At 62.6% G+C, this 21,026-nt stretch carries 17 protein-coding genes and 2 tRNA genes; 6 read left to right on the forward strand and 13 right to left on the reverse strand.

The window, feature by feature from the left end:
* Positions 1-14: 14 nt before the first annotated feature.
* The 4 genes from ACB039_RS00970 to ACB039_RS00985 form a co-directional block, all read right to left on the reverse strand.
* A complete protein-coding gene (locus tag ACB039_RS00970; protein ID WP_371164944.1) occupies positions 15-194 on the reverse strand; it encodes a hypothetical protein in 180 nt (59 codons plus the stop codon).
* 99 nt (positions 195-293) lie between these two features.
* The gene (locus tag ACB039_RS00975; protein WP_371164945.1) at positions 294-1,487 is read right to left on the reverse strand and encodes an MFS transporter; all 1,194 of its coding nucleotides are present in this window, start codon (positions 1,485-1,487) and stop codon (positions 294-296) included.
* A 30-nt stretch (positions 1,488-1,517) separates the two neighbouring features.
* Entirely contained in the window at positions 1,518-1,868 is a 351-nt protein-coding gene (locus ACB039_RS00980) for a cyclophilin-like fold protein (RefSeq protein ID WP_263684333.1), read from the reverse strand.
* Positions 1,869-2,065: 197 nt separating this feature from the next.
* Positions 2,066-3,202, reverse strand: coding sequence for an alpha/beta hydrolase (locus ACB039_RS00985; RefSeq protein ID WP_263684334.1), 1,137 nt, complete (start codon positions 3,200-3,202; stop codon positions 2,066-2,068).
* Positions 3,203-3,411: 209 nt separating this feature from the next.
* Here ACB039_RS00985 and ACB039_RS00990 point away from each other — a divergent pair, with 209 nt between their 5' ends.
* Positions 3,412-4,296, forward strand: a complete 885-nt coding sequence (locus tag ACB039_RS00990; RefSeq protein ID WP_218409048.1) for a LysR family transcriptional regulator — start codon at positions 3,412-3,414, stop codon at positions 4,294-4,296.
* Between the two features lie 442 nt (positions 4,297-4,738).
* Positions 4,739-5,533, forward strand: a complete 795-nt coding sequence (locus tag ACB039_RS00995; RefSeq protein ID WP_371164946.1) for an SPOR domain-containing protein — start codon at positions 4,739-4,741, stop codon at positions 5,531-5,533.
* 289 nt (positions 5,534-5,822) lie between these two features.
* Here the strand turns inward: ACB039_RS00995 and ACB039_RS01000 are convergent, their stop codons facing one another.
* Positions 5,823-9,260, reverse strand: coding sequence for a response regulator (locus ACB039_RS01000; protein WP_371164947.1), 3,438 nt, complete (start codon positions 9,258-9,260; stop codon positions 5,823-5,825).
* A gap of 248 nt (positions 9,261-9,508) precedes the next feature.
* On the opposite strand from ACB039_RS01000, the gene ACB039_RS01005 reads away from it, so the two are divergent.
* Together ACB039_RS01005 and ACB039_RS01010 are read left to right on the forward strand one after the other, a co-directional pair.
* Positions 9,509-9,584, forward strand: a tRNA-Gly gene (locus ACB039_RS01005).
* 57 nt (positions 9,585-9,641) lie between these two features.
* Positions 9,642-9,715, forward strand: a tRNA-Cys gene (locus ACB039_RS01010).
* A gap of 75 nt (positions 9,716-9,790) precedes the next feature.
* On the opposite strand, the gene ACB039_RS01015 is transcribed toward ACB039_RS01010, so the two are convergent.
* Positions 9,791-10,084 (reverse strand): hypothetical protein, encoded by a 294-nt coding sequence (locus ACB039_RS01015; RefSeq protein ID WP_371164948.1) that lies wholly within the window; start codon positions 10,082-10,084, stop codon positions 9,791-9,793.
* A gap of 214 nt (positions 10,085-10,298) precedes the next feature.
* Between ACB039_RS01015 and ACB039_RS01020 the strand changes: the two genes are divergently transcribed.
* A complete protein-coding gene (locus ACB039_RS01020; RefSeq protein ID WP_005324353.1) occupies positions 10,299-10,499 on the forward strand; it encodes a YbfA family protein in 201 nt (66 codons plus the stop codon).
* Between the two features lie 196 nt (positions 10,500-10,695).
* Here the strand turns inward: ACB039_RS01020 and ACB039_RS01025 are convergent, their stop codons facing one another.
* The 4 genes from ACB039_RS01025 to ACB039_RS01040 all read right to left on the reverse strand — a co-directional run bounded on the left by ACB039_RS01025 (position 10,696) and on the right by ACB039_RS01040 (position 16,891).
* Positions 10,696-13,914 carry an ATP-binding protein gene (locus ACB039_RS01025; RefSeq protein ID WP_371164949.1) on the reverse strand — a complete coding sequence of 1,073 codons (3,219 nt, stop codon included), beginning with the start codon at positions 13,912-13,914 and terminating at the stop codon, positions 10,696-10,698.
* A 176-nt stretch (positions 13,915-14,090) separates the two neighbouring features.
* Complete coding sequence (locus tag ACB039_RS01030; RefSeq protein WP_005331842.1) at positions 14,091-14,858, reverse strand: class III extradiol ring-cleavage dioxygenase; 768 nt, start codon at positions 14,856-14,858, stop codon at positions 14,091-14,093.
* A 270-nt stretch (positions 14,859-15,128) separates the two neighbouring features.
* Entirely contained in the window at positions 15,129-15,599 is a 471-nt protein-coding gene (locus ACB039_RS01035; RefSeq protein ID WP_005331844.1) for an FKBP-type peptidyl-prolyl cis-trans isomerase, read from the reverse strand.
* Between the two features lie 137 nt (positions 15,600-15,736).
* Positions 15,737-16,891 carry a sodium:phosphate symporter gene (locus ACB039_RS01040; RefSeq protein WP_005331846.1) on the reverse strand — a complete coding sequence of 385 codons (1,155 nt, stop codon included), beginning with the start codon at positions 16,889-16,891 and terminating at the stop codon, positions 15,737-15,739.
* A 250-nt stretch (positions 16,892-17,141) separates the two neighbouring features.
* Between ACB039_RS01040 and ACB039_RS01045 the strand changes: the two genes are divergently transcribed.
* Positions 17,142-17,432 (forward strand): hypothetical protein, encoded by a 291-nt coding sequence (locus ACB039_RS01045; protein WP_371164950.1) that lies wholly within the window; start codon positions 17,142-17,144, stop codon positions 17,430-17,432.
* A gap of 179 nt (positions 17,433-17,611) precedes the next feature.
* On the opposite strand, the gene ACB039_RS01050 is transcribed toward ACB039_RS01045, so the two are convergent.
* The 3 genes from ACB039_RS01050 to ACB039_RS01060 all read right to left on the reverse strand — a co-directional run bounded on the left by ACB039_RS01050 (position 17,612) and on the right by ACB039_RS01060 (position 20,922).
* The gene (locus ACB039_RS01050) at positions 17,612-18,955 is read right to left on the reverse strand and encodes an APC family permease (RefSeq protein ID WP_041206191.1); all 1,344 of its coding nucleotides are present in this window, start codon (positions 18,953-18,955) and stop codon (positions 17,612-17,614) included.
* A 486-nt stretch (positions 18,956-19,441) separates the two neighbouring features.
* Positions 19,442-20,785, reverse strand: a complete 1,344-nt coding sequence (locus tag ACB039_RS01055) for an APC family permease (RefSeq protein WP_182788958.1) — start codon at positions 20,783-20,785, stop codon at positions 19,442-19,444.
* Positions 20,785-20,922 (reverse strand): hypothetical protein, encoded by a 138-nt coding sequence (locus tag ACB039_RS01060; protein ID WP_005331854.1) that lies wholly within the window; start codon positions 20,920-20,922, stop codon positions 20,785-20,787. Before ACB039_RS01060 ends, ACB039_RS01055 begins: the two co-directional genes overlap by 1 nt.
* Positions 20,923-21,026: the final 104 nt, after the last annotated feature.

Below are 21,026 nucleotides of genomic sequence, written 5' to 3' on the forward strand. Positions count from 1 at the left end.
TTCATGGCCCGGCACTATGGGATAGCGGGTTCAGCCCCGTCATTGCGGGCGGCGTACAGATCCGAATGGCAGACGCCGCCGCAGAGAGTGTCGATCTCCACATCATCGGGGCATGGCCGTCGGCGGGTGATGGGATGGCGTGCCAGCGGTGCCGTGGCCGGGGTGGCAGCATGAGCGTTGACTGATGTAATCATGATGTTCTCCCCGATGAGCTGGCCTCAGTTGCCGGGGAATCTCGGTGCAACACATGGGCGGCGCAGTGTCTTGGGCGGTTGAGTCATGAGATCGGATCATCATGCGTTCACCCGGGCGGGTTGCAGCCGCTTGCCGTTGCCCACCACCAGGGTGGCCACCATCAACAGCGCGGCACTGCCAGCCAGGGTGGCGCCTATGGTGTAGTGATCGAGCAGCCAGCCTCCGATGCCGGCTCCCAGCATGATGGCGAGCTGGATGGCGGCCACGATGAGGCCGCCGCCACTCTCGGGGGCATCGTGGATCCCCCGGGCTATCCAGGCGGACCAGACAACCGGAATGGCGGCATTGATGGCGCCCCACAGGGTCAGCATCAGCGCGACGCCCCAGAAGGATCGCTGCATGGCGAGCAGGCCAAGGGTGATGAACGCAAGCATCAGGGGCAACCATCGCAGCAGCCGATAGAGGTGGCGATGCAGGGTGGCGCTGGCCACAGTGGTGCCCACGAATCCGGCCATTCCCAGCGCCAGCAGCAGGGAGGAGAGCTCCGGCAGGCTGGTTTGGGTACGGGTCTCCAGAAACGGCCGGAAGTAGGTAAACGCACAGAAGGCGCCTGCAAAGGTGAGCATGACGCCGAGCATGCCCATCGCCACATTGGGCCGCTTCAGCAGTCCCAACGCTTGTGTCACGCGGCGTTCGCTTCGCATCGAGGGCAGGCTGACGGCCATCCACACCAGGTTCAGCACCACCAGCGGGGCCAACAGCCAGAACACGCCCCGCCAGCCGATGATGCCACCCAGATAACTGCCGAGCGGAGCGGCAAAGGCGGTCGCGACGGCATTGCCAGTGTACATCAGGCCGAGGGCTCTGGGCACCGAGTCGGGGGCCACCAGCCTCATGATGGTGGCGGTAGCCAGAGCCCAGAATCCGCCGACCACCACCCCCAGCAGGGCTCGGGCCAGCATCAGCAGCGCAAAGTTGGGGCTCAACGCGATCAGGATGAGGGAGAGCAACATCATCAGTGCCAATCCCATCAGCACATGGCGCCGCTCATGGTGGGCACAGACCCGGGTGACCAGCAGGCTGGCGACGACGGCAAAGAGACCCGAGATGGAGATGGCAAGGCCCGCCTGACCATCGCTGGCACCGAGATCGCGGGCGATCGGGGTCAGCAGGCTGACCGGCATAAACTCGGCGGCGATCAGCAGGGCCACGCAGAGGGACATGGCTCCCACGGCCCCCCAATGTTCTTGTACCACGGGGAGGGGTTCGACAGCGGCATGATGAGTCTTCATTTCACGACCTGATATTGAAAGGGGGCTGAGTCATTTGACGGCTTCAATGGTGAGAGTGCCCGAGGGGTGGGCGGTCAAGGCATCCAGACCCGATGTAATGCGCCCCAGGCGGATGAGGCCGCTCGAGTAACCGAAGTCCTTGTAGTAGATAGCCAGGTTGCCCCAGGGGGCATAGTAGGCGATGTCTCCGACTTGCGGGTCTATCCCCTCTGGCGCCGTCTGGGTGGTCAATTTGCCCGGCAGATAGGCAATCTTCTCGGTCTCGGCATAGTCTTCGAACGGCAATGTCAGGGGGAGCATGGCGAAAAAGTCCCGGGCGCTGTCACTCTCTTCCAGGCTGGCCGTGATGATCTGGCCGGCCATTGTCATCCTGATTTTCATGGTCTCTCTCCTGCTATGACTGACCTCGTCTGTGGCTGCGACCGCGCTGGTCGCCACCAGCAACAGGGCCATAGCGCAGGTCAATATGCCTCTGGTCATCATTTTTTCCCCGACATGGTGCCATTGCACAGACTTGCTATCTCGCGTGGCCACCGATGAGAAAGACGCGGCGGGATGGCCCGCCGCGTTACTGGTTTTTACTGCAAGTTGGTCTTGAAGAACTGCTCAAACTGACCAAAGGGGATCTTGCCTGCCTCGTTATCGTAGAGATCCACATGGTTGGCGCCCGGCACCACGACCAGCTCTTTTTGCTGGCTGCCTACCGCCTTGAAGGCATCTTCGGCAAAGTAGCGCGAGTGGGCATTCTCGCCGGTGACGACAAGCGTAGGAATGTCGATCTCGCCGGCATAGCTAAGCAGCGGCATATTCATAAACGACAGCGGCATGGTGGTGGTCCAGGCACCATTGGAGTTCACCGAACGCGCATGGAAACCGCGCGGGACTCGGTAGTAGTCGAAGAACTCCTTGAGTACTGGATGTGGATTGTCCGGCAGTGCCTCTGGCAGGGTCCGGTTGGCTGCCGTGACGTTACCCTTCTGGTCGACATAGAGATCGTGATTGCTATGGGCAAAAGAGCCACTTTCTGCGTCTTGCCAGCGTTGTTCGTTCAGGTGTTTCAATATGGCGCGGCGATCGGCAGTGGTGTAACGATCCTTGCCATCGCCCACGCCATGCCCCATGGCTCGACTCATGTCATACATCACGCTGGTCGCCACGGCTTTGACGCGAGTATCGGCAGCGGCGGCATTGAGGGCCATGCCACCCCAGCCACAGATGCCCAACAGGCCGATACGATTGCGGTCGACCTCTTGTTGCAGGCCGAGAAAATCGACGGCGGCACTGAAGTCTTCGGTGTTGATGTCGGGGGAGGCCACGTCGCGCGGTTGGCCGCCACTTTCGCCGGTGTAGGAGGGGTCAAACGCCAGGGTGACGAACCCGCGCTCGGCCAGGGTCTGGGCATAGAGACCGCTCGACTGCTCCTTCACCGCGCCAAAGGGGCCGCTCACGGCAATGGCCGCCAGCCTGGTGTTTCCCCGGTTCTTCGGCAGGTAGAGGTCGGCGACCAGGGTCAGGCCGTAGCGGTTCTTGAAGCTCACCTTGCGATGCTCGACCTTGTCGCTCTGGGCGAAGGTCTTGTCCCACAGTGTCACCATGGAGACAGGTTCAGTGGGATGGGTGTTTTGGGCATGGCTCATCGTGGAGACTCCGGTCAATGCGGCGCCCAGCAGCAGGGCAGACGCGATAGCGGTCAGCTTCTTGGGAATGACATTCATGGCAACGCTCCTTGAGATCGGATGTGTGATGCGTGGTCCTGAGGGTGGCTTGATGGTTTTGTGAACCATGGGCTGCATTCTAGTTAGAACCATTGGTGATGATTAGATCGGTTTTTTTGATAACATTAATGTGTATGGGTTCTTAATCTGGGCGTCCAAAGGGCGTTGAACAAACCATGGCTGGCTGAAAAAAATCTGGGTGGAACAAGATGACAAGCCGCGAGAATTACAACGATCTCCACGTCTTCATGCTGGTCGCCCGGGAAGGCAGCTTTACCCGGGCGGCTGCCAGGCTGGGGCTGGCCCAGTCCGGGATCAGCCGCACCATCCGGGATCTCGAAGCCCGGCTCGGGGTGCAACTGCTGGTGCGTACCACCCGCAGCCTGTCACTGACCCAGGCTGGCGAACAGCTGTACCGCACGGCACTGAGCAGCTTTCAGTCCCTGGATGCGGGGCTGGCGACCCTCGCTCACTTTCGCGACACCCCTTCCGGCACGGTGAGGATCAATGCCAGCCAGCACGCCATCGACAAGGTGTTGCTGCCCAAGCTGGCCATCTTCAGGCAGCATTATCCTGATATCCGGCTGGAACTCATCAGTGAGAGCCGCTTCGTGAACATCATCGATGAGCGCTTCGATGCTGGCGTGCGCCTGGGGGGCGAGGTGGACGAGGGGATGGTTGCCGTGCGCATCACCCCGGATATGGAGATGGTGATGGTGGCCACGCCGGATCATTTTCTGCAATACGGCTTTCCGCAGACGCCGGCCGATCTGGCGCTACACCCCTGCATTGCCTACCAGTTTGCCGATGGCAGCCTCTATCAGTGGGAGCTGTGGCAGGAGGGCAAACTCGTCAAGCATCGGCCGCAGGGGCAGTGGGTCTTCTCCGACAGCTACATGGAGGCGGCGGCAGCAAGAATGGGGTTGGGGTTGGCCTATGTCCCGGAGGAGCTGGTCACCGATGAACTGGCGCGCGGAACCCTGATCCGGGTGTTACAGCGGTTCAGCCATCGGCTGGAGGGCCTGTATCTCTACTACCCCCATCGCAACGTGTCGCCCGCCTTGAGAGCCCTCATCGACACGTTGAGACTGTGAAGCTGAAGCCAGATGCCTTTGCATATGGCGCCGACAGCGGGAAGCACCATGATGACCCGCCCCCGGGGGAATGGGGCGCAGGAAAGCGACCATCGAGGGCGAAACGGGGTAAATACCAGAGGAAACAAGCGTCTGAACGCGGCCAATGCCCCTGGATAGCCCAAGGATTCAGGCCAAGTTCAGCGCTGCCCCGGTATGGTGCTCCGGTGTTGATGCGGAGCTGCGAATGGCAACCAGAGGTGGCTGCCAGCCGGTCATGCCTGTCCATCTTCCATCCCGCCGAGACGCAGAGGGACAGCGACATGGGGTGACACCCTGGTCAGGGCTCGCTCTCACGGACGATATCAATTTCCTGCCGTATGAGCTGCCGGCCCCGATGCCGGTCCATGATCTCTTTCTGCCGCATCGGCGCCCCCATTCTCATGCCGTCCTGGAGGACATGATGACCGAATGCCATCTGAGCAAGTGCAATCCCTCTTCTCTCATTCGCCAGATAGCCATTGGTCTGGCCGCCGGCGCCCTCTGCTTGCTGATATTGAGCTATGTGAGCCCCACGGCTCGGCAGGACGAACCCGAGGTGGGGGAGGCCGCTCCGGGTCAGGTCAGTGGCGCCGCAGCGACGTTGATCTCGCCGTCTGAGACCGGGTTCCTGCCTTCTTCTCCCGAGTCGAACGAACGGCTGGTCGACGGTGCGGCCGGCAAGCTGACCCCCATGCAGGATGTGCCGGCCAGCGGCGCCCTGCCGATCGTGGCCGAAGACGTCGTGCAGCCTGAGCCGCCAATACCTGCCCCCTCGGCGCCTTTGGTTACGGTTGAGCCTGCCGCAATCCCCGATCCCGTGTCCACGCCTGCCCCGGAGCCTGTGCGTAAGCCGGCAGCAAAATCGCTGTCTAAACCAGCCACCGTGCCCGAGCCGCAAGGCAAGGCGTCCGGCAAGGTCAACCTGACGCCCGCCAGCGTCCTGCACCAGAAGAACATCAACCACCTCAGCATCCAGCTGATGGGAGCGAGCAGTCTGGATGCCGTAGCGCAGTTCGTGCGCGTCAATCGGCTCGCCGACCAGGTGTGGATCTATCGCACCAACTACCATGGCAGTCCCTGGTATGTGGTGCTGAAAGGGGATTATGTCGGCCTGAGCCAGGCGCAGGCAGCCATTCGTCAGTTGTCGCCAGCCCTGCAGAAGGCGGATCCCTGGCCCAAATCCTTCGCCCAGGTGAATAGAGAATTGAAGCCATAAGCCGGGTGACAGGGGATAGGCCTGAGTGAACAGGCCTGATCCCATGGGCCTTGGGCTACCGGCACCCTTGGGGGGAGGTGAGCGTTGGCTGATATGGGGTAGGCTGTATGCGCGCCGGGCCGCTTGCTGAGTCGCACCGCCGGAGCAGCCCCTTCGCCCCAATGGCACAACCTCTAAAACACCACACCCGCGTCATTCGCGGGTGTGGTGTTTTTGGCATGTCATCTGCTCGATGTCTCAGGCTCATTTCGTCAACAGAAGAGAGGCCACCCGAGATCGCAGCGGAACCTCAGCCTTTGCGGCTGGCGAGCTGGCGCAGCAGCTGGGTGCTCTGGTGCAGGCTCTGCTGCTGCACTTCGCTCAAGGGGCACTGCTTGAGCACGTATTCGGCGCTGGCCACCACCGTCTTCCAGCGCGGCGCCTTGGGCAGGGTGTCCAGGCTCAGGTATTTGTCGAGGGTGCGGGTCTGGGGGCTGGATCTGTCCATGTAGACCCGCCACAGCTTGCTCTTCTCCGCCAGCACTATCTTGCCCTTGCCGGTGCTCTGCTGCCAGGTATCCAGGGTGATGCGCATGGTGTCCACCAGGGCCCGGCGTAGGGGCTCGTCATCCTGCTGGCGAATGAGGTTGTCCGCGAGTGATCTGAACTCCCCTCCCAGCCGGCTCAGTTCCCCCAGCAACTGGCCATCTTCGATGATGGCCTGGCGTGACAGGCTCTTGAGGGCGTTCTCCAGCGCCATCACCCGGTTGTCGTCCTGACGCTGCTCCGTGCTGAGGGTGAGGGCGAAGGCGTGCTGGCCCCCCAGGCTGATGGGCAGGGCCCGGGCGTTGAGCCCGTCCTTCTGACCCGCCACCAGGAAGCTCAGATCCTGCTCCGGTTGCGCCACCATGTCGGGCCACTGGCTCGCCAGCGGGGTCGCCAGCCACTCGTCCAGCGGTTGTCCTTCCATGGCTTCCGGCTCCTGGCCCAGCAGGCGGGCCAGGGCGCGGGAGGCAAACAGCACCCCCCCCTGCTCGTCGATGAAGACCATGGGATCGGCCCCTTCTCCGAGCAGCGTCAGCAGCCGCTCCTGATCCTGATGCAGTTGGGCCTGCAGGCGCAGGCGATGCTCTATCTCCTGCTTGAGCAGGTGATTCTCCACCAGGGAGGCGCGGCCGGCGCAGGCCTCCAGCAGGGCCCTGACCCGGGCAAACAGCTCCTCCTTGCAGAAGGGTTTCACCAGGTAGTCGTTGGCCCCGGCGTTGAAGCCCTCTTCGATGTCCTTGGGCTGGTTGAGGGCGGTGAGCAGCAGCACCGGCAGCTTGTCCTTGGGATGTTGTTCTCGCAGGCGGCGACAGACGTCGAAGCCGGAGAGCGTCGGCATCATCACATCCAGCAGGATGAGATCCACCGGCTCCTGGGCCAGCTTGGCCAGCGCGTCGTGGCCGTCGCTGCTCGGCAGGATGCGGTAGCCGCAGGGCTGCAGCAGGTGGCGCAAGATGTGCAAGTTGATTGGCTCGTCATCCACCACCAGGATGAGGGGCGCATCCTCGGGGGGCGGGGGGAGGTCATCGCTCTCCCAGTCCGGCAGGATGAGCGGCTGCTGGCGCACCAGCTGATGCTCAATCTGGCGGCTGTCCAGCGTCAGGCTGCCCGCCTTGCCGCTGGCGAGCGGCAGGGTGAAGGCGAAGGTGGAGCCGACGCTCGGCTCGCTCTCCACAAACAGCTCGCCCCCCATCAGGTGCACCAGCTGGCGGGTGATGGAGAGGCCGAGGCCGGCCCCCTGCTTGCTCACCTCCGGGCTTATTTGTACCAGTGGCTCGAAGATGTGCTCCAGATGGTCCTTGCCGATGCCTATGCCGGTGTCGGTCACCTTGATTCGCAGGAAGTTTCCCTCCACCAGGGCGCTCAACACCACCTTGCCCTGAGGCGTGTACTTGATGGCGTTGCCCACCAGGTTGTAGAGCACCTGTTCGAGTCGCTGCTCGTCCGCCAGCACCGGCGGCAGCTCCGCCGGGCTGATGTCCACCAGGGTGAGGGGCTTGGCTTGCACCAGATGCTGGCAGAGATCCAGCACCAGCCGTATGACCCCCTTGGAAGAGACTGGCTGGGGGTGGATCTCCAGCTGGCCGTAACGCATCTGGTGGTAGTCGAGCAGATCGTCCACCAGCCGGGCCAGGCCGTCGGCGCTCTTGATGATGAGGCCGAGCTGCTTCTGCTGTCCCTCGGTCAAGTCCTGCTGGCTGGCGAGCATGGATTCGGCCATCCCCTTGATGCCGTGGATGGGGGTGCGCAGCTCATGGGAGGTGTTGGCCAGCAGTTCGTCTTTGAGCTTGTCAGCCTGCTGCAGGCTGAGGTTCTGCTTGTGGGTCAGCTTGACCTGCTGTTGCAGCTCCTGGGTCTGGCGCTCGATGAGTTCTATCTTGTCTTTCACCGAGCGCTGCATGTGGCGAAACGCCTGGGCCAGCCGGTCGATGTCGTCATCGGTGCGCGGTATGGTGATGGGGTGTTCCAGGGCGCCGTCGGCCACCTGCTCGGCGGCGGCGGTGAGGGAGCGCAGCGGCGCCGTGATGGAGTGGGAGAGCCAGCGGGAGAAGAGGATCAGCAGCAGCAGGGAGCCGGCCCCCAGCAGGATCACCAGGGTTTCCAGCTGACGGATCGGGGCATAGGCCTCGCGGGTGGAGATCTCGGCGATGAAGGCCCACTCGGTGTCGAACACCTTGACCTGGGTGTAGGCAGCCAGCACCTCGTCATCGTGATAGGAGAGGAAGGGACCGACCCCCTGCTCGCCGGAGAGGGCCTTGATGACGAGCGGCGTCTGCAGTGGCCGGAAGTCGGGGCTGAAGCTGTTCTCGACGCTGAATTCGGGAGCCAGCGAGGCGTTGGCGCGCATCCGCTTGTCAGGGCCGATGAGGATGGTCTCGCCGGTCTCGCCGAGCCCCTCCCGCTCCGCCATGATCTGGTTGAGCTTGTCCGGCAGTAGCTCGAAGATCACCACACCGCGCACATAGTCGTACTGCATCACCGGGGCGGCCAGATAGGCGACCACCTGGCCGGTCAGTTCGTTGCGGCCAAAGTCGGTGAATTCGAAGATCTGCTGGGGCTTCTGGCCGCCGTCGAGGCGCCGCTTGATCTTGGCGAAGGTGTTGCCAAGGCCGCTCGACTGGTAGGGGCCGGAGAGCAGGTTGGTGGCGAAGTTGGCGTGCTTGGTGACCGAGTAGACAACGTCGCCGTTGAGGTCCACCAGGAAGATGTCGCTGTAGTTGGACTTGCGCACCATGTCGGCATAGCCACGGTGAAAACGCTGGTGCACCCGGCCATACATCTCGTCGGCGAGGATGAGGGCGCTGATGGAGGGCTCTATCTCCACCTGGCTGTCGGGTTGTTGCAGCTTGTCCCAGGAGCCGGGCACATAGCGGGCCTGGGCGCGGGCGCGGGCCTCCTGCGGTGTGGTGCCGAGCTTTTCGAAGGCACCGGTAAAGCCGTAGAAGCGACCGATACTGTTGCCGGCAAAGTCCTGCTGGGAGAAGTTGATGATCTGCTCTTTGAGGTTGCCGAAGTAGTCTTCCAGCTGGCTCTTCTTGATATTGCGCACCGACACCAGATGGTTGGAGGTCTGGGTGGTGAGATCCTTGCCGTGGCTATAGAGGAAAAACAGGGTGACGACCAGGAAGGGCACCAGGCCCAACATGAAGAAAGCCAGCATCAGCTGCGGTCTGAGCCCACGAGGCCTGAAGATCCATTTCATGGTGTGAATTTCAATTGAGAATCCAGTTACTAAGCGGCATGAGTTTCTGATTAAAGACTAACTATTTCAATGGCTTTATCTTGAATTCGCTCGTCGGGTCACAGGGAGTGGCAGGAATTTTGACCAAGGCGTTTAAAGCCTGAGCAAACGCGCCTAAAAAGCGCGTAAAGTCATAAAAAAGGGTTGTGCCCGAGCTCGGGGTACGTATAATGCGCCTCGTTGTCGGGTAACTGACATCATGCAGTCAGGCGGGAATAGCTCAGTTGGTAGAGCACGACCTTGCCAAGGTCGGGGTCGCGAGTTCGAGTCTCGTTTCCCGCTCCAATTTTCCATGGCACCAATCATGGATATCACTTTCAAGACAATCAGTCTTGTCAGCATGGCGCGTTAGCAAAGCGGTTATGCAGCGGATTGCAAATCCGTTTAGTCCGGTTCGACTCCGGAACGTGCCTCCATCTTCTTCCTCGGTTTCATCCTTGTTCCATGCCAGGTTTCATTCCAAGAACCTCTTTCGGCATATCCCCTTGCGTTCAATATCCTTGCTGGGCCAATAACAGCTCGCAGCCCTGATGGCGCCACTCTCTTTGCAGATAGTGACTTATGTCGTCGAGATATTGTCCCCGGTACTGAAGTTGCAATTCGGCGGCGTGGTCGGTCAGATCGGCCATCTTCTGCTTCAGTTGACCGCATTGCCACAGACTGACGACAGGCACTCCCTGGTACGCCAGCGTGATGGCGTCATTCCGATTGAGCTGCCACTCCTGCCACTGTGTCCAGGCGAGCAGACCGAGCACGCTCAGAACCGCGATTTCTGCCAGTTTCATTCCCTTCTCCCTCCATTTACCTGCCCATGTTCTAACTCTTGTCCAGGGAGTGGTTTTTGCCAGTCTTGTTGCTCTTTGGTTAAATAATGTAACCCGTTTTCACTTTCTGGTTTTTAGGTGGTTTTTTTATAAAAAAACGGGCTTATTGGTGTAGTAATCCTACAGATTGTGGAGTAATCTTTGCTCAGTGGTCTTACCAGTGAGGCGTTAAATCATGTTTCATCCCTTCTCTCTGACTCAGATAATCCTTCGCCGCATCTTCGTATTGATGGTGGGTCTGCTCGCCTTCCCGGTGATGCTGTTTCGCCGCGATCGCGCCCGCTTCTACAGCTACCTGCACCGGATCTGGAGCAAGACCAGCACCAAGCCGGTGTGGCTCAAGATGAGCGAACGGGGTGAGCGGATCTTCTACTGATCCCTTGCCCACAGTGAAAAAAGACAGCCAAGGCTGTCTTTTTTTATGGCTGGCAACCCGGCATGGGCGTCTTGCCTGCATGGCTGAGGAGCCAGCCCTCGCGATCTTGTCACAGGGTTGACCTCCTCGTTCAAGAGATCCCCCTTCCCACCCTTCCCGTCCGTTCAAACCCGCGACTCTCTTTGGTTCCGCCCCGTCATGCTTCCCGGTTCAGATCGGCCAGCGCCGCGCGCAGGCGGGCGAGACCGATGGGTTTGAACAGGCAGTCGTTCATGCCGGCGGCCAGGCAGAGCTCCCGCTCCCGGGGCAAGGCGTGGGCGGTAAAGCCCCAGACTGGCAGCTCATGGCCACGGGCACGCAGGTTGCGCGTCAGGTCGAAACCATCCATCACCGGCATCTGGCAGTCGGTGATGACGAGATCGAAGGGGTGGCTGCCGACGGCGCGCAGGGCCTCCAGCCCGTTGCTGCGCACGCTGACGTCGTGTCCCAGGAGCTTGAGCTGCTGGCGCAGCAGGATCTGGTTGGCATGGTTGTCATCCACCACCAGTATCCGCAGCCGGGGCCCAGGCTCCCGGGGAGGGTCGACGGGGGTCGCCATCACCAGCGGGAGACCCGGCGCCGCCAGCGTCAGGGGCAGCCTTATCTCGAGGCGGGTCCCCCGTCCCGGCTCGCTGTTGACCCCGATCTCTCCCCCCATCATCTGGCACAGGATCCGGGCGATGTTCAGACCGAGGCCGCTGCCCAGGTACTGCTCGGGGGAGTGCGCCCGGTAGAAGGGGGTGAACAGCCGGGGTAGCTTGTCCGTCGCAATGCCGACCCCGGTATCTGCGATGACGAGGTGCAGCACGGGGCCGGGCAGGGAGTCTCCCGCCAGGGTGGCGCTGATGCTCACCTCCCCCTGCTCCGTGAACTTGATGGCGTTGCCGATCAGGTTGAAAAGGATCTGGCGCAGCCGAAGGGCATCGATCATCACGGTCGGCAGGGGGGCGTCGGGCAACTCGACGCGATAGCGCACTCCTTTCTGCCCGGCCATGCCCCGGAATACCCGGGTGACCGATTCCAGCAGCGGCGTGAGTTCGCAGGGGGTCGGGGTCAGAGTCATCTGGCCCGCCTCTATGCTGGCGATATCCAGGGTATCCCCCAGCAGATCCAGCAGACCGTGGGCCGAGTCCGCGGCGATGCGCAGCAGCTCGGCGCTGTGACGACTGAGGGCGGGATCCTCGGTGGCCAGCTCCAGCATGCCGAGGATGGCGTTCATGGGAGTACGGATCTCGTGGCTCATGGTGGCGAGGAAGTCGCTCTTGGCCCGGCTGGCGCTGTCGGCCTGCAGCTTCGCCTGGCGCAGGGCTTCTTCCAGCTGCTTGCGGTCCGTGATGTCGATCCAGCCGTCGATCACCCCGCTGATGGCGCCCTCGGCATCGAAGTAGGGCACCATCCAGTGATAGATGTCGATCTGCCTCCCTTCGCGCTGGAAAATCCGATCGGCGAAGATGGGCTGGCCTTGCTGCAGCACCTTGGCGAAGTCCCGCTCCAGGGCGGCGATGCTCCGGGGGTCGATCCGCCCTTCCAGTCCCCGGGCGAAGGGGTGCCCCATGACGTCTTCCGGACGGGCACCGAGCTGGGCCAGGTATTTGCTGTTGCACAGCAATACCTTGCCGCCCTTGTCCCGCACCACTATGGGGTGGGGCTGGCTCTCCCCCAGCGCCCGGATGAATCTCACCTGGGCCTCCAACTGCTGGCGGGAGGCCTGCTCGGCGCGGGCCAGCCGCTTGAGCATGAGGTTGCGATAGAACAGCACCAGTGCCAGGGCGAAGAGCACCGCAAACAACAGGTAGAAGGCGTGGGCGTGGCGCTCCATGAAGCCGGGCTTCGGCAGTTTGCGGTTGCGCCACTCGTAGCTCGTCATGGCCAGCTCATTGGGCGGGATGGCGAGCAGGGTCTTGTCGAGGATCCCCATCAGCATCTCGTTGCCGGGCAGGCTGGCAAAGCCCATCAGGATGGATTCCTCATCGGCGGGGCCGGTGATGCGCAGCCGGGTTTGCGGATCGTTGTCCAGAGCATGGCGGGCAAAATAGAGCGGGACTATGGCGGCGTCCAGTCTGCCTCCCTCGACGGCCTGCATTGCCTCCTCGGCGCTCTCCATGGTGATGAGCCTGCTGCCCTCGAGCTCATCGGCGAGCGGGTTGTAGCGGGTTATCCCCACGCGCCTGCCCGCCAGACCCTGCAGCGAGCCCATGCTCTCCTCGCCCTGATGGGTGAGGATCACGTAGATGTCGTCCGTGGCATAGGGGACCGAGGGGCGCAGGCCATAGCGCTCGGCCACGGGCCGGGAGATGGCACCGATGAGATCGAGGCACCCCGAGCGGATGGCCTCGTCCCGCTGCCGGTCGGAGTCGAAGCGGATGAACTCGAAGGAGAGGCCGGTGCGCTTGCTCACCTTGGCCAGCATGTCGACCGTCATGCCGGTGAGCTGGCCGTCGTGATCCTGGGCGCCATAGGGGTAGAGGTTGTCCATCAGCCACACCCTGATGGGGGGCGACTGGCGCATCCAGGCAAGCTCCACGGCGTCATAGCGCTCGCTCGCGCCGTCATTCATGTCACGAATGGGCCCGTTCCACTGGCTGAAGATGGCATTGCGGGTTCCCTCGTCGATGGCGTCCAGACCGTGGTTGATGAGGCCGAGCAGCGCCGGGGAGCGGGTGGAGAGCGCGAAGCGAAAGTCGGCTGGTGCCAGGCTGGGCGGTGCCTCGCCACGTTGTCTGAGGTGGTCGAAGCGCTCGCTGTTGAGGTAGTGCATGGCGTGGGCGTCGCTGAGCAGTATCTCCTGGCGGCCGAAGAAGACGGCGTCGAAAGCCTCCGCATTGGAGGGATGGGTTACCAGGGTGAGAGTGGGGTAGTAGAGCCTGAATCGCTGCGCGTCTACCTGGCCCTTTACGGTGGCGACGCGCTGGCCCGGTGTCAGCAGGGAGCCCTGGTGCGGCTTGGGGGCCGAGAAGACGAGGGGGCTGCTGAAGTAGGGCCTGCTGAGCCGGATCCCGGAGGCCTCCGTGTCCGCCAGGGTCAGGTTGCCGAGGTTGACCAGATCGATCTCTCCCCGGCGCAGGGCGAGGAGGGCGCTCTCCTTGTCGGCGAAGGGGTGCAGCGCCAGTGGCTTGTGCAGCATCTTGGCAAGGATGCCGAGGTAATCGGCGGAGATCCCCTCGAATCGACTCTGGGAGACGATCATGCTGAAGGGGCGATAGTCCTGCTCGAGGAGGCCGACTCGCAGCAACTTGGCTTGCCGCAGCCAGTCTTGCTCGGCCTTGGACCAGCGGGGAGGGGCTATCTCGGAGTCGTGACGGCTGTGCAGCGTCAACGCCAGCGCAGGCTGGATGATCAGCAGACAGAGCAGGATCAGTGATCGATAGAGATTCATCATGCCACCAGGAACGGGGCAGCCATCCTTGCCGCATTTCACCCAAAGGCGGTCATTCTACCGGAAAATGGCTATAACGAGTCCCCTGTTTGGACACGGCAGGCATGAAAGGCACAAAAATGGCGGCCTGATCCGCCATCTGTGCCCAGGATCTGCCGCTCTGGGCGGTGCCGGGATCAGCCGAACCGGTAGGCACCCATGTAGAGGCTGCCATAGTCCCAGCTCTGGTGCAGTCGGGTTGGCCTGTCGCTTCCCGCCGCCCCGAGTGCCACGAACAACGGACGCAGGTGATCGTCGTGGGGATGGGATTCCACCGCGCCCGGAGCCCGGGCCCGATAATCTTCCAGCGCCGCCCTGTCACCCTCATCCATGGTCTGCTCCAGCCAGCTGACGAAGGTGCGGGCCCAGCTCGGCACCGGGCTGTCGTCCGGCCCGAGTGCCCGCAGGTTGTGGGTGATGGCGCCGGAGGCGAGGATGCCTATGCCCTGTGCGCGCAGGCCCTGCAACGCCTCCCCCAGTTGCCACAGCTGGGCCGGGGTGAAGTTGGCCGGGATGGAGAGCTGCACCAGGGGGATCTCGCTTTGGGGATCCATCAGGGAGAGGGGTGACCAGACCCCGTGATCCAGCTCGCGATGCACCGGGGTGGCGGGCAGGCCGGCCAGCAGCAGCTGATCGCCCACCGCCTCCTGCAGCCACTGGGGGCTCCTCGCTGGCCAGCGGATCTGATAGAGGGGCTCGGGGAAGCCATAGAAGTCGTACATCAATGCCGGGCTCGGCTCGACGTTGATCTGCAGCTCGCTTCGGCTGAACCAGTGAGCCGAGATCACCACCAGTCCCTTGATGCCGCCAAGGCGCAATGTCGCCAGAAATTGGGTAGCAGGCTGATCCCGCAGGACCAGATCCGGGGCGCCGTGGGAGATGAACCAGACGGGGGCGATAGCCATAGCGAGACTCCTATCAATGATGCCGGCACGCAGCGCATGGCCGGGTCAGGGCAAGGGGCCACTGACGATGGGGTCATTATCTGCCTCGGCTAGGAAGTTAACAATGTGGCTATATGTATAAGCACTGTTCACTATGAGTTGATAGATGAAGGCGGGAGATGACCCTAAAAAACAGGGCCAGCATCGCCATGCTGGCTCTGTTTTCTTCATGTGCCGGGTATTGCAGGATGCCCGACGGGAGCTCGTCTGTTGGTACTCGAGCCAGAAACCTTACTGGATACCCAGCAGCTCCACGTCGAAGATCAGCACCGAGCCGGGTGGGATTTTACCGGCCGCCCTATCGCCATAGGCGAGATTGGCGGGGATATAGAAGCGGGTCTTCTCCCCTTCCACCATCAGCTGCACCCCTTCGGTCCAGCCCTTGATCACCTGATTGAGGCCAAACTCGATGGGCTCGCCGCGGGCGACGGAGCTGTCGAACACGGTGCCGTCCAGCAGCTTGCCCTCGTAGTGTACCTTCACCTTGCTGGTGGCGGTGGGGTGAACCGTGCCGCTGCCCGGGGTCAGCACTTCGTACTGCAGGCCGGAGGCCGTGGTGGTCACCAGCGGTTTCTCCTTGTTGCTGGCGAGGAACTCGGCGCCCTTGCGCACGTTCTCTTCGGCCAGTTTTTTGTTATTGCTGCTGGAGTAGAAGTAGTAGGCGGCGCCGGCGATCAGCAGGGCGATCAGAATGAACTTCATCGGGTTTTCCTTAAATGCAATGAAGGCGGCATCTTATCCCAGTCGGGGAGGGAGGGCGAGTCGGGACGCAGGAGGATGTGACGGGGCAGACAGACGACGAGGGGCCAGGATCTGCCCCCTCGTCTCATGAGGGCGGATTACTTCACCGCCACCATCATCAGGGCGGGCAGGGCGAAGAAGAGCCCGCCCACGTAACCCAGCGCCAGCAGCTTGTTCTCGCTGCCGACCCGGGCCAGGGTCTCGGCGGCCTTGATGGGCAGCTCGCGCAGGAAGGGGACCCCGTAGATGAGCACCACTGCAAACAGGTTGAACAGCACGTGGACCAGGGCGATGGTCAGTGCCAGCTGGGCACCGGCACCGCTGATGGCGGTGGCGGCCAGCAGGGCGGTAATGGTGGTGCCGATGTTGGCCCCCAGGGTGAAGGGGTAGAGCTGACGAGTGTTGAACACACCGCCACCGGCCAGGGGGATCATCAGGCTGGTGGTGGTGGAGGAGGACTGCACCATGACGGTCACCAGGGTGCCGGAGGCGATACCGGTCAGGGGACCTCGGCCCAGAGCCTTGTGCAGCAGCTCCTTGGCGCGGCCCACCATGACCCGCTGCAGTACCTTGCCGAGGGTGGTGACGCAACCCAGGATCAGCAGGATGCCGATGCAGATGGTGGCGATGGCGGCGCCCTTGCCCGGCAGGAAGGCGACGGCTCCATCGATGAGATCCAGTGCCGGCGAGATGATGGGCTTCATGAAGTCCATGCCTTTCATCGACATGTCGGCGGAGCCCATCAGCAGGCCGGAGACCCACTCAGCGCTCTGCTGCAGCAGGCCGAACATCAACTCCAGCGGCAGGAAGATGAAGACCGCCAGCAGGTTGAAGAAGTCGTGCACGGTGGCGGCGGCGAAGGCGCGGCGAAACTCCTCTCTGTCCCGGATGTGACCGAGGGAGACGATGGTGTTGGTGATGGTGGTGCCGAGGTTGGCTCCCATCACCATGGGGATGGCCATCTCCATGGGCAGGCCCCCCGCCACCAGGCCGACGATGACCGAGGTGACCGTGCTGGAGGACTGCACCAGGGCGGTGGCCAGGATGCCGAGCAGCAGGGCGACGAAGGGGTTGTTCGCGAAGGCGAAGATCTGGGCCGCGCCCTCGGCGCCGCCGGAGAAGCCCTTGAAGCCGTGGGAGACGGCACCAACGGCGACCAGGATCAGGTAGATCAGCGTGATCACCGCGAGCCAGTTGAACAGGGGGCCGGGACGGCGGGTCTGCTGGGGTGCGGAAGATACAGTGCTGTGCATATGGCCTCTTGGGGTCGTTCTGCGTTGAAATGGACGGGCGCATTACAGCAGCGCTCCATGACAGAAATATGACAACGTGACACTTTTATGATGTTTTGGTGACAGGGCGGCAGGGGGGGCCGCAGACAAAAAGTGTCGGAGCAAACGCCGATATGGCGTCATCCGGCTCATAACCGGCTTCCCGTCTTGCACTGGGATCCCTGGGTTATATGCTGCCTCGCTTTCCTGTCTTCAAAATGAGGAAGCGATGATGCGTGCATGGGTTTTGTGTCTCTCCCTGGGGTTGTTGTCTGCTGGTGCGCAGGCCAGCGTGTTCAAGTCCGAGTGCAACCTCGACAAGGCGGCCAGAAACGAGGCGATGAATGCGACCCTGGGGGTCAAGGGCAACTGCGATGCCGACAAGCTGGTGCGCCAGCAGAAGGAGAAGGCCAGGGCCGAGGTGAAGAAGAACACCACGGACGTGCTGGACAAGAAGACGGCGGGTCTGAAAGAGGCAAAGCAGAACACCAATGCGACCCTGGCAAGCAGAGTGCCGAGCTGAAACAGGCGCAAGACAAGGTCAATCAGACCCGCAAGGATGTCAACGCCGTGACCAGGGATCCTGTCAAGGCGGCCGCCACTGCGGTGATCAACCAGGGCTGAGGGATAGCCCGCCACAGGTCTGCATGCAAGAAGGGGAGCCCATGGCTCCCCTTCTGTTTGGTTGTCGTCCGGCCGTGCTTACTGACCGTCGGCCGCTTCCTCGTACTGACGGAAGGGAATGCGGAACACCGCCAGGCGCAGGAAGAGGTAGGTGACCCCGATCCCCGCCCAGATGAGACCGAGCTCCAGGGAACTCTGCTCCAGGTTGATCCAGAGCGCCCCTATGGTGGCGGCGCCCAGCAGCGGCAGCACCAGGAACAGCAGGTGCTCCTTGAGGCTCTTGTTGCGCTTCTCACGTACCCAGAACTGGCCGATGACCGACAGGTTGACGAAGGTGAAGGCCACCAGGGCGCCGAAGTTCACCAGCGCCAGCGCCATGTCCAGATCGAACGACACGGCGGAGAGGGCCAGGGCCCCCACCAGCAGCACGTTGATGGCCGGGGTGCGCCAGGTGGGGTGGATGTAGCCGAACACCCGCTCCGGGATCATGCGATCGCGCCCCATCACATAGAGGATGCGCGACACGCCGGCGTGGGCCGCCATGCCGGAGGCGAGCACGGCCGCGGTGGTGCACACCAGTACCACGCTCTGGAACAGGGTGCCGCCGACGTAGAGGGCTATCTCCGGCAGCACGGCGTCCGGCTCCTTGAAGCGAGCCAGATCCGGGAAGAACAGCTGCAGGCTGTAGGAGACGGTGACGAAGATGATGCCGCCGATCAGGGCCGTCAGCACGATGGCGCGGGGGATCACCTTGCCGGCGTTCGGGGTCTCCTCGGAGAGCGAACTCAGGCCGTCGAAGCCGAGGAAGGAGAAGCAGAGGATGGTGGCGCCGGTGAACAGCGGCAGCATGCTGGCGGACTCCACGTGGAATGGCCGGCTGCTCATCAGGGTGCCGGCCCCTTCACCGTGACTCAGGCCCCAGGCGATGAGGCCGAGGAAGGTGAGGATGATGGCGATCTGGATGAACACGATGAAGCCGTTGAGGTTCGCCACCAGCTTGATGCCACGCAGGTTCAGGAAGGTCATCACGGTCACCAGGCCGAAGATGAAGATCCAGGGATCGACGCCGGGGAACATGGCGGTCAGGTAGATCTTGGCCAGGAGGATGTTGATCATCGGCATGAACATGTAGTCGAGCAGGGAGGACCAGCCCACCATGAAACCCACATAGGGGTGGAACACCTTCTGGGCATAGGTGTAGGCCGACCCCGCCGAGGGGAAGCGGCGCACCAGATGGCCGTAGCTGAAGGCGGTCAGCAGGATGCCGCCAAGGGCCAGCAGGTAGGCGGTGGCGACGCGGCCGTCGGTGATGTCGCCGACGATGGCGAAGGTATCGAATACCGCCATGGGGGTGAGGTAGGCCAGACCCATCACCACCACCTGGAACAGGGTGAGCGTCTTGAGCAGCTTGGCACCGGCCATCACGCTTTCTCCTCTGCACGGGCCCCATGGGCGAAATGGGTCGGGCTCAGGGACGCGGCAGCGCGTCGCTGGACACAGGGGACGCCACTCTGTTGCACAGAGGGATGGCGTACGCCGGCGGGGACCGGCAGAAAAGCAGTGAAATGCCCCATGTTTTTCCTCACAACGTCGGGAGATTGTTTGGCAATCTCGGTATCAATTCCGGCACAAGGTCCGGCCTCTTGGTGAATGGTGGTTTGCCCCACAAAAGCAAAGAACCGATGCTGTAAAAACATCGGCTCTCAAGGGGCGCGATATTGTGCCCTCAGGGGGGGAGGGAGACAAGCTAAAAAGGCCCCCAACGGGGATTTTGTTGCCCGGGTAAGGGGTCATGTCGGCCGCGCCCTGCGGGCCTCGATGACAAGTTTGTCATCGGGGCCCGCAGGGCTGGAAAAGGGGGGCGACATCAAGACAGAGCCCGCACGGGGCGGGCTCGGGGGAGAGGTGTCAGGAGGCGTCACCCTCGGGGCGGCGCAGCTGGACCCGGAAGACGGTCAGGCGTAGCAGCAGGTAGATGGCGCCGAGGGCGGCCCAGATCAGTCCCAGCTCGAAGGAGGCCGGCTCCAGATTGAGCCAGAGCACGCCGATGCTGGCGGCTCCGCACAGGGGGAGTACCAGGAACACCAGGTGCTCCCGCAGGGTCTTGTTGTGACCGAGCCTGACATAGAAGTGGGCAATCACCGCCAGGTTGACGAAGGTAAAGGCCACCAGGGCACCAAAGTTGATGAGCGCCAGCGCCATCTCCAGATCGAATGACACGGCGGAGAGGGCCAAGGCCCCCACCAGCAGCACGTTCAGGGCCGGGGTCTGCCAGGTCGGGTGGATGTAGCCGAAGAAGCGGCTCGGCAGGGCGCGATCCCGCCCCATCACGTAGAGCAGGCGCGACACGCCGGCGTGGGAGGCGAGCCCGGAGGCCAGCACCGCCACCGTGGTGCAGACCAGCACGACGGCCTGGAACAGCTTGCCCCCCACGTAGAGGGCGATCTCCGGCAACACCGCATCCGGCTGCTGGAAGCGGGAGATGTCCGGGAAGAACAGCTGCAGGAAGTAGGAGACGCTGATGAAGAGCACGCCACCGATGAGGGCGGTGAGCAGGATGGCGCGGGGGATCACCCGATCCGCGTTGGGGGTCTCCTCGCACAGGGTGCTGATGGCGTCAAACCCCAGGAACGACAGGCAGAGGATGGAGGCGCCGGTCAGCAACGGCGTCAGGGCCATCTGATCGGAGAAGAAGGGGCGGCTGCTGGTGACGGTGCCGAGCCCTTCCCCCTGGTGGACGCCCCAGGCGATGAGACCGATGAAGACGGCGATGATGCTGAACTGCATGATGACGATCAGGCTGTTGAAGTTCGCCACCAGCTTGATGCCGCGCAGGTTCAGGAAGGTCATGATGGCGGCCAGCCCCAGGATGTAGATCCAGGGATCAACCCCGGGCAGCAACACCTCCAGATAGATCTTGGCCAGCAGCATGTTGATCATCGGCATGAACATGTAGTCGAGCAGGGAGACCCAGCCCACCATGAAGCCCACATAGGGGTGGAACACCTTCTGGGCATAGGTGTAGGCAGATCCTGCCGAGGGGAACTTGCGCACCAGGTGGCCGTAGCTCATGGCGGTAAACAGCATGCCGATGAGGGCGAACAGGTAGGCGGTCGGCACATGGCCTTCGGTGATCTCGGTGACGATGCCGAAGGTGTCAAACACGGCCATGGGGGTCAGGTAAGCCAGCCCCATGATGACCACGTGCCACAGCTTGAGGCTCTTTTTCAGACCGGCGGGATGAGCATGCATCATGCTGTCTTCTCCATCCGGGCCGAGGGGATCAGGGTGACGGTGATGTCAGCCTGGGCATTGGGGGCGCCAATGTGTAGCACAGACGGCTGGCGCAGACCGGCGCGGGCCGGCAGGAAAGCGGTGATATACCCCATGGTGTTCCTCACTAAGAAGCGGGTGTCGTGAGATGGCTGTCCATCTCGTTATCATTTCCGGTCTGTTCCGGCCTCGTTATGGATTTATTTGACGCAAAAAAAGA

It is taken from the genome of Aeromonas sp. S2(2024), assembly GCF_041402505.1.
Taxonomy (GTDB): Bacteria; Pseudomonadota; Gammaproteobacteria; order Enterobacterales; family Aeromonadaceae; genus Aeromonas; species Aeromonas media.

Coding starts and splice junctions, on each gene's coding strand:
- ACB039_RS00970 (WP_371164944.1), bottom strand. CDS start 194: ATGATTACATCAGTCAACGCTCATGCTGCCACCCCGGCCACGGCACCG.
- ACB039_RS00975 (WP_371164945.1), bottom strand. CDS start 1,487: ATGAAGACTCATCATGCCGCTGTCGAACCCCTCCCCGTGGTACAAGAA.
- ACB039_RS00980 (WP_263684333.1), bottom strand. CDS start 1,868: ATGAAAATCAGGATGACAATGGCCGGCCAGATCATCACGGCCAGCCTG.
- ACB039_RS00985 (WP_263684334.1), bottom strand. CDS start 3,202: ATGAATGTCATTCCCAAGAAGCTGACCGCTATCGCGTCTGCCCTGCTG.
- ACB039_RS00990 (WP_218409048.1), top strand. CDS start 3,412: ATGACAAGCCGCGAGAATTACAACGATCTCCACGTCTTCATGCTGGTC.
- ACB039_RS00995 (WP_371164946.1), top strand. CDS start 4,739: ATGACCGAATGCCATCTGAGCAAGTGCAATCCCTCTTCTCTCATTCGC.
- ACB039_RS01000 (WP_371164947.1), bottom strand. CDS start 9,260: ATGAAATGGATCTTCAGGCCTCGTGGGCTCAGACCGCAGCTGATGCTG.
- ACB039_RS01015 (WP_371164948.1), bottom strand. CDS start 10,084: ATGAAACTGGCAGAAATCGCGGTTCTGAGCGTGCTCGGTCTGCTCGCC.
- ACB039_RS01020 (WP_005324353.1), top strand. CDS start 10,299: ATGTTTCATCCCTTCTCTCTGACTCAGATAATCCTTCGCCGCATCTTC.
- ACB039_RS01025 (WP_371164949.1), bottom strand. CDS start 13,914: ATGAATCTCTATCGATCACTGATCCTGCTCTGTCTGCTGATCATCCAG.
- ACB039_RS01030 (WP_005331842.1), bottom strand. CDS start 14,858: ATGGCTATCGCCCCCGTCTGGTTCATCTCCCACGGCGCCCCGGATCTG.
- ACB039_RS01035 (WP_005331844.1), bottom strand. CDS start 15,599: ATGAAGTTCATTCTGATCGCCCTGCTGATCGCCGGCGCCGCCTACTAC.
- ACB039_RS01040 (WP_005331846.1), bottom strand. CDS start 16,891: ATGCACAGCACTGTATCTTCCGCACCCCAGCAGACCCGCCGTCCCGGC.
- ACB039_RS01045 (WP_371164950.1), top strand. CDS start 17,142: ATGCGTGCATGGGTTTTGTGTCTCTCCCTGGGGTTGTTGTCTGCTGGT.
- ACB039_RS01050 (WP_041206191.1), bottom strand. CDS start 18,955: ATGGCCGGTGCCAAGCTGCTCAAGACGCTCACCCTGTTCCAGGTGGTG.
- ACB039_RS01055 (WP_182788958.1), bottom strand. CDS start 20,785: ATGCATGCTCATCCCGCCGGTCTGAAAAAGAGCCTCAAGCTGTGGCAC.
- ACB039_RS01060 (WP_005331854.1), bottom strand. CDS start 20,922: ATGGGGTATATCACCGCTTTCCTGCCGGCCCGCGCCGGTCTGCGCCAG.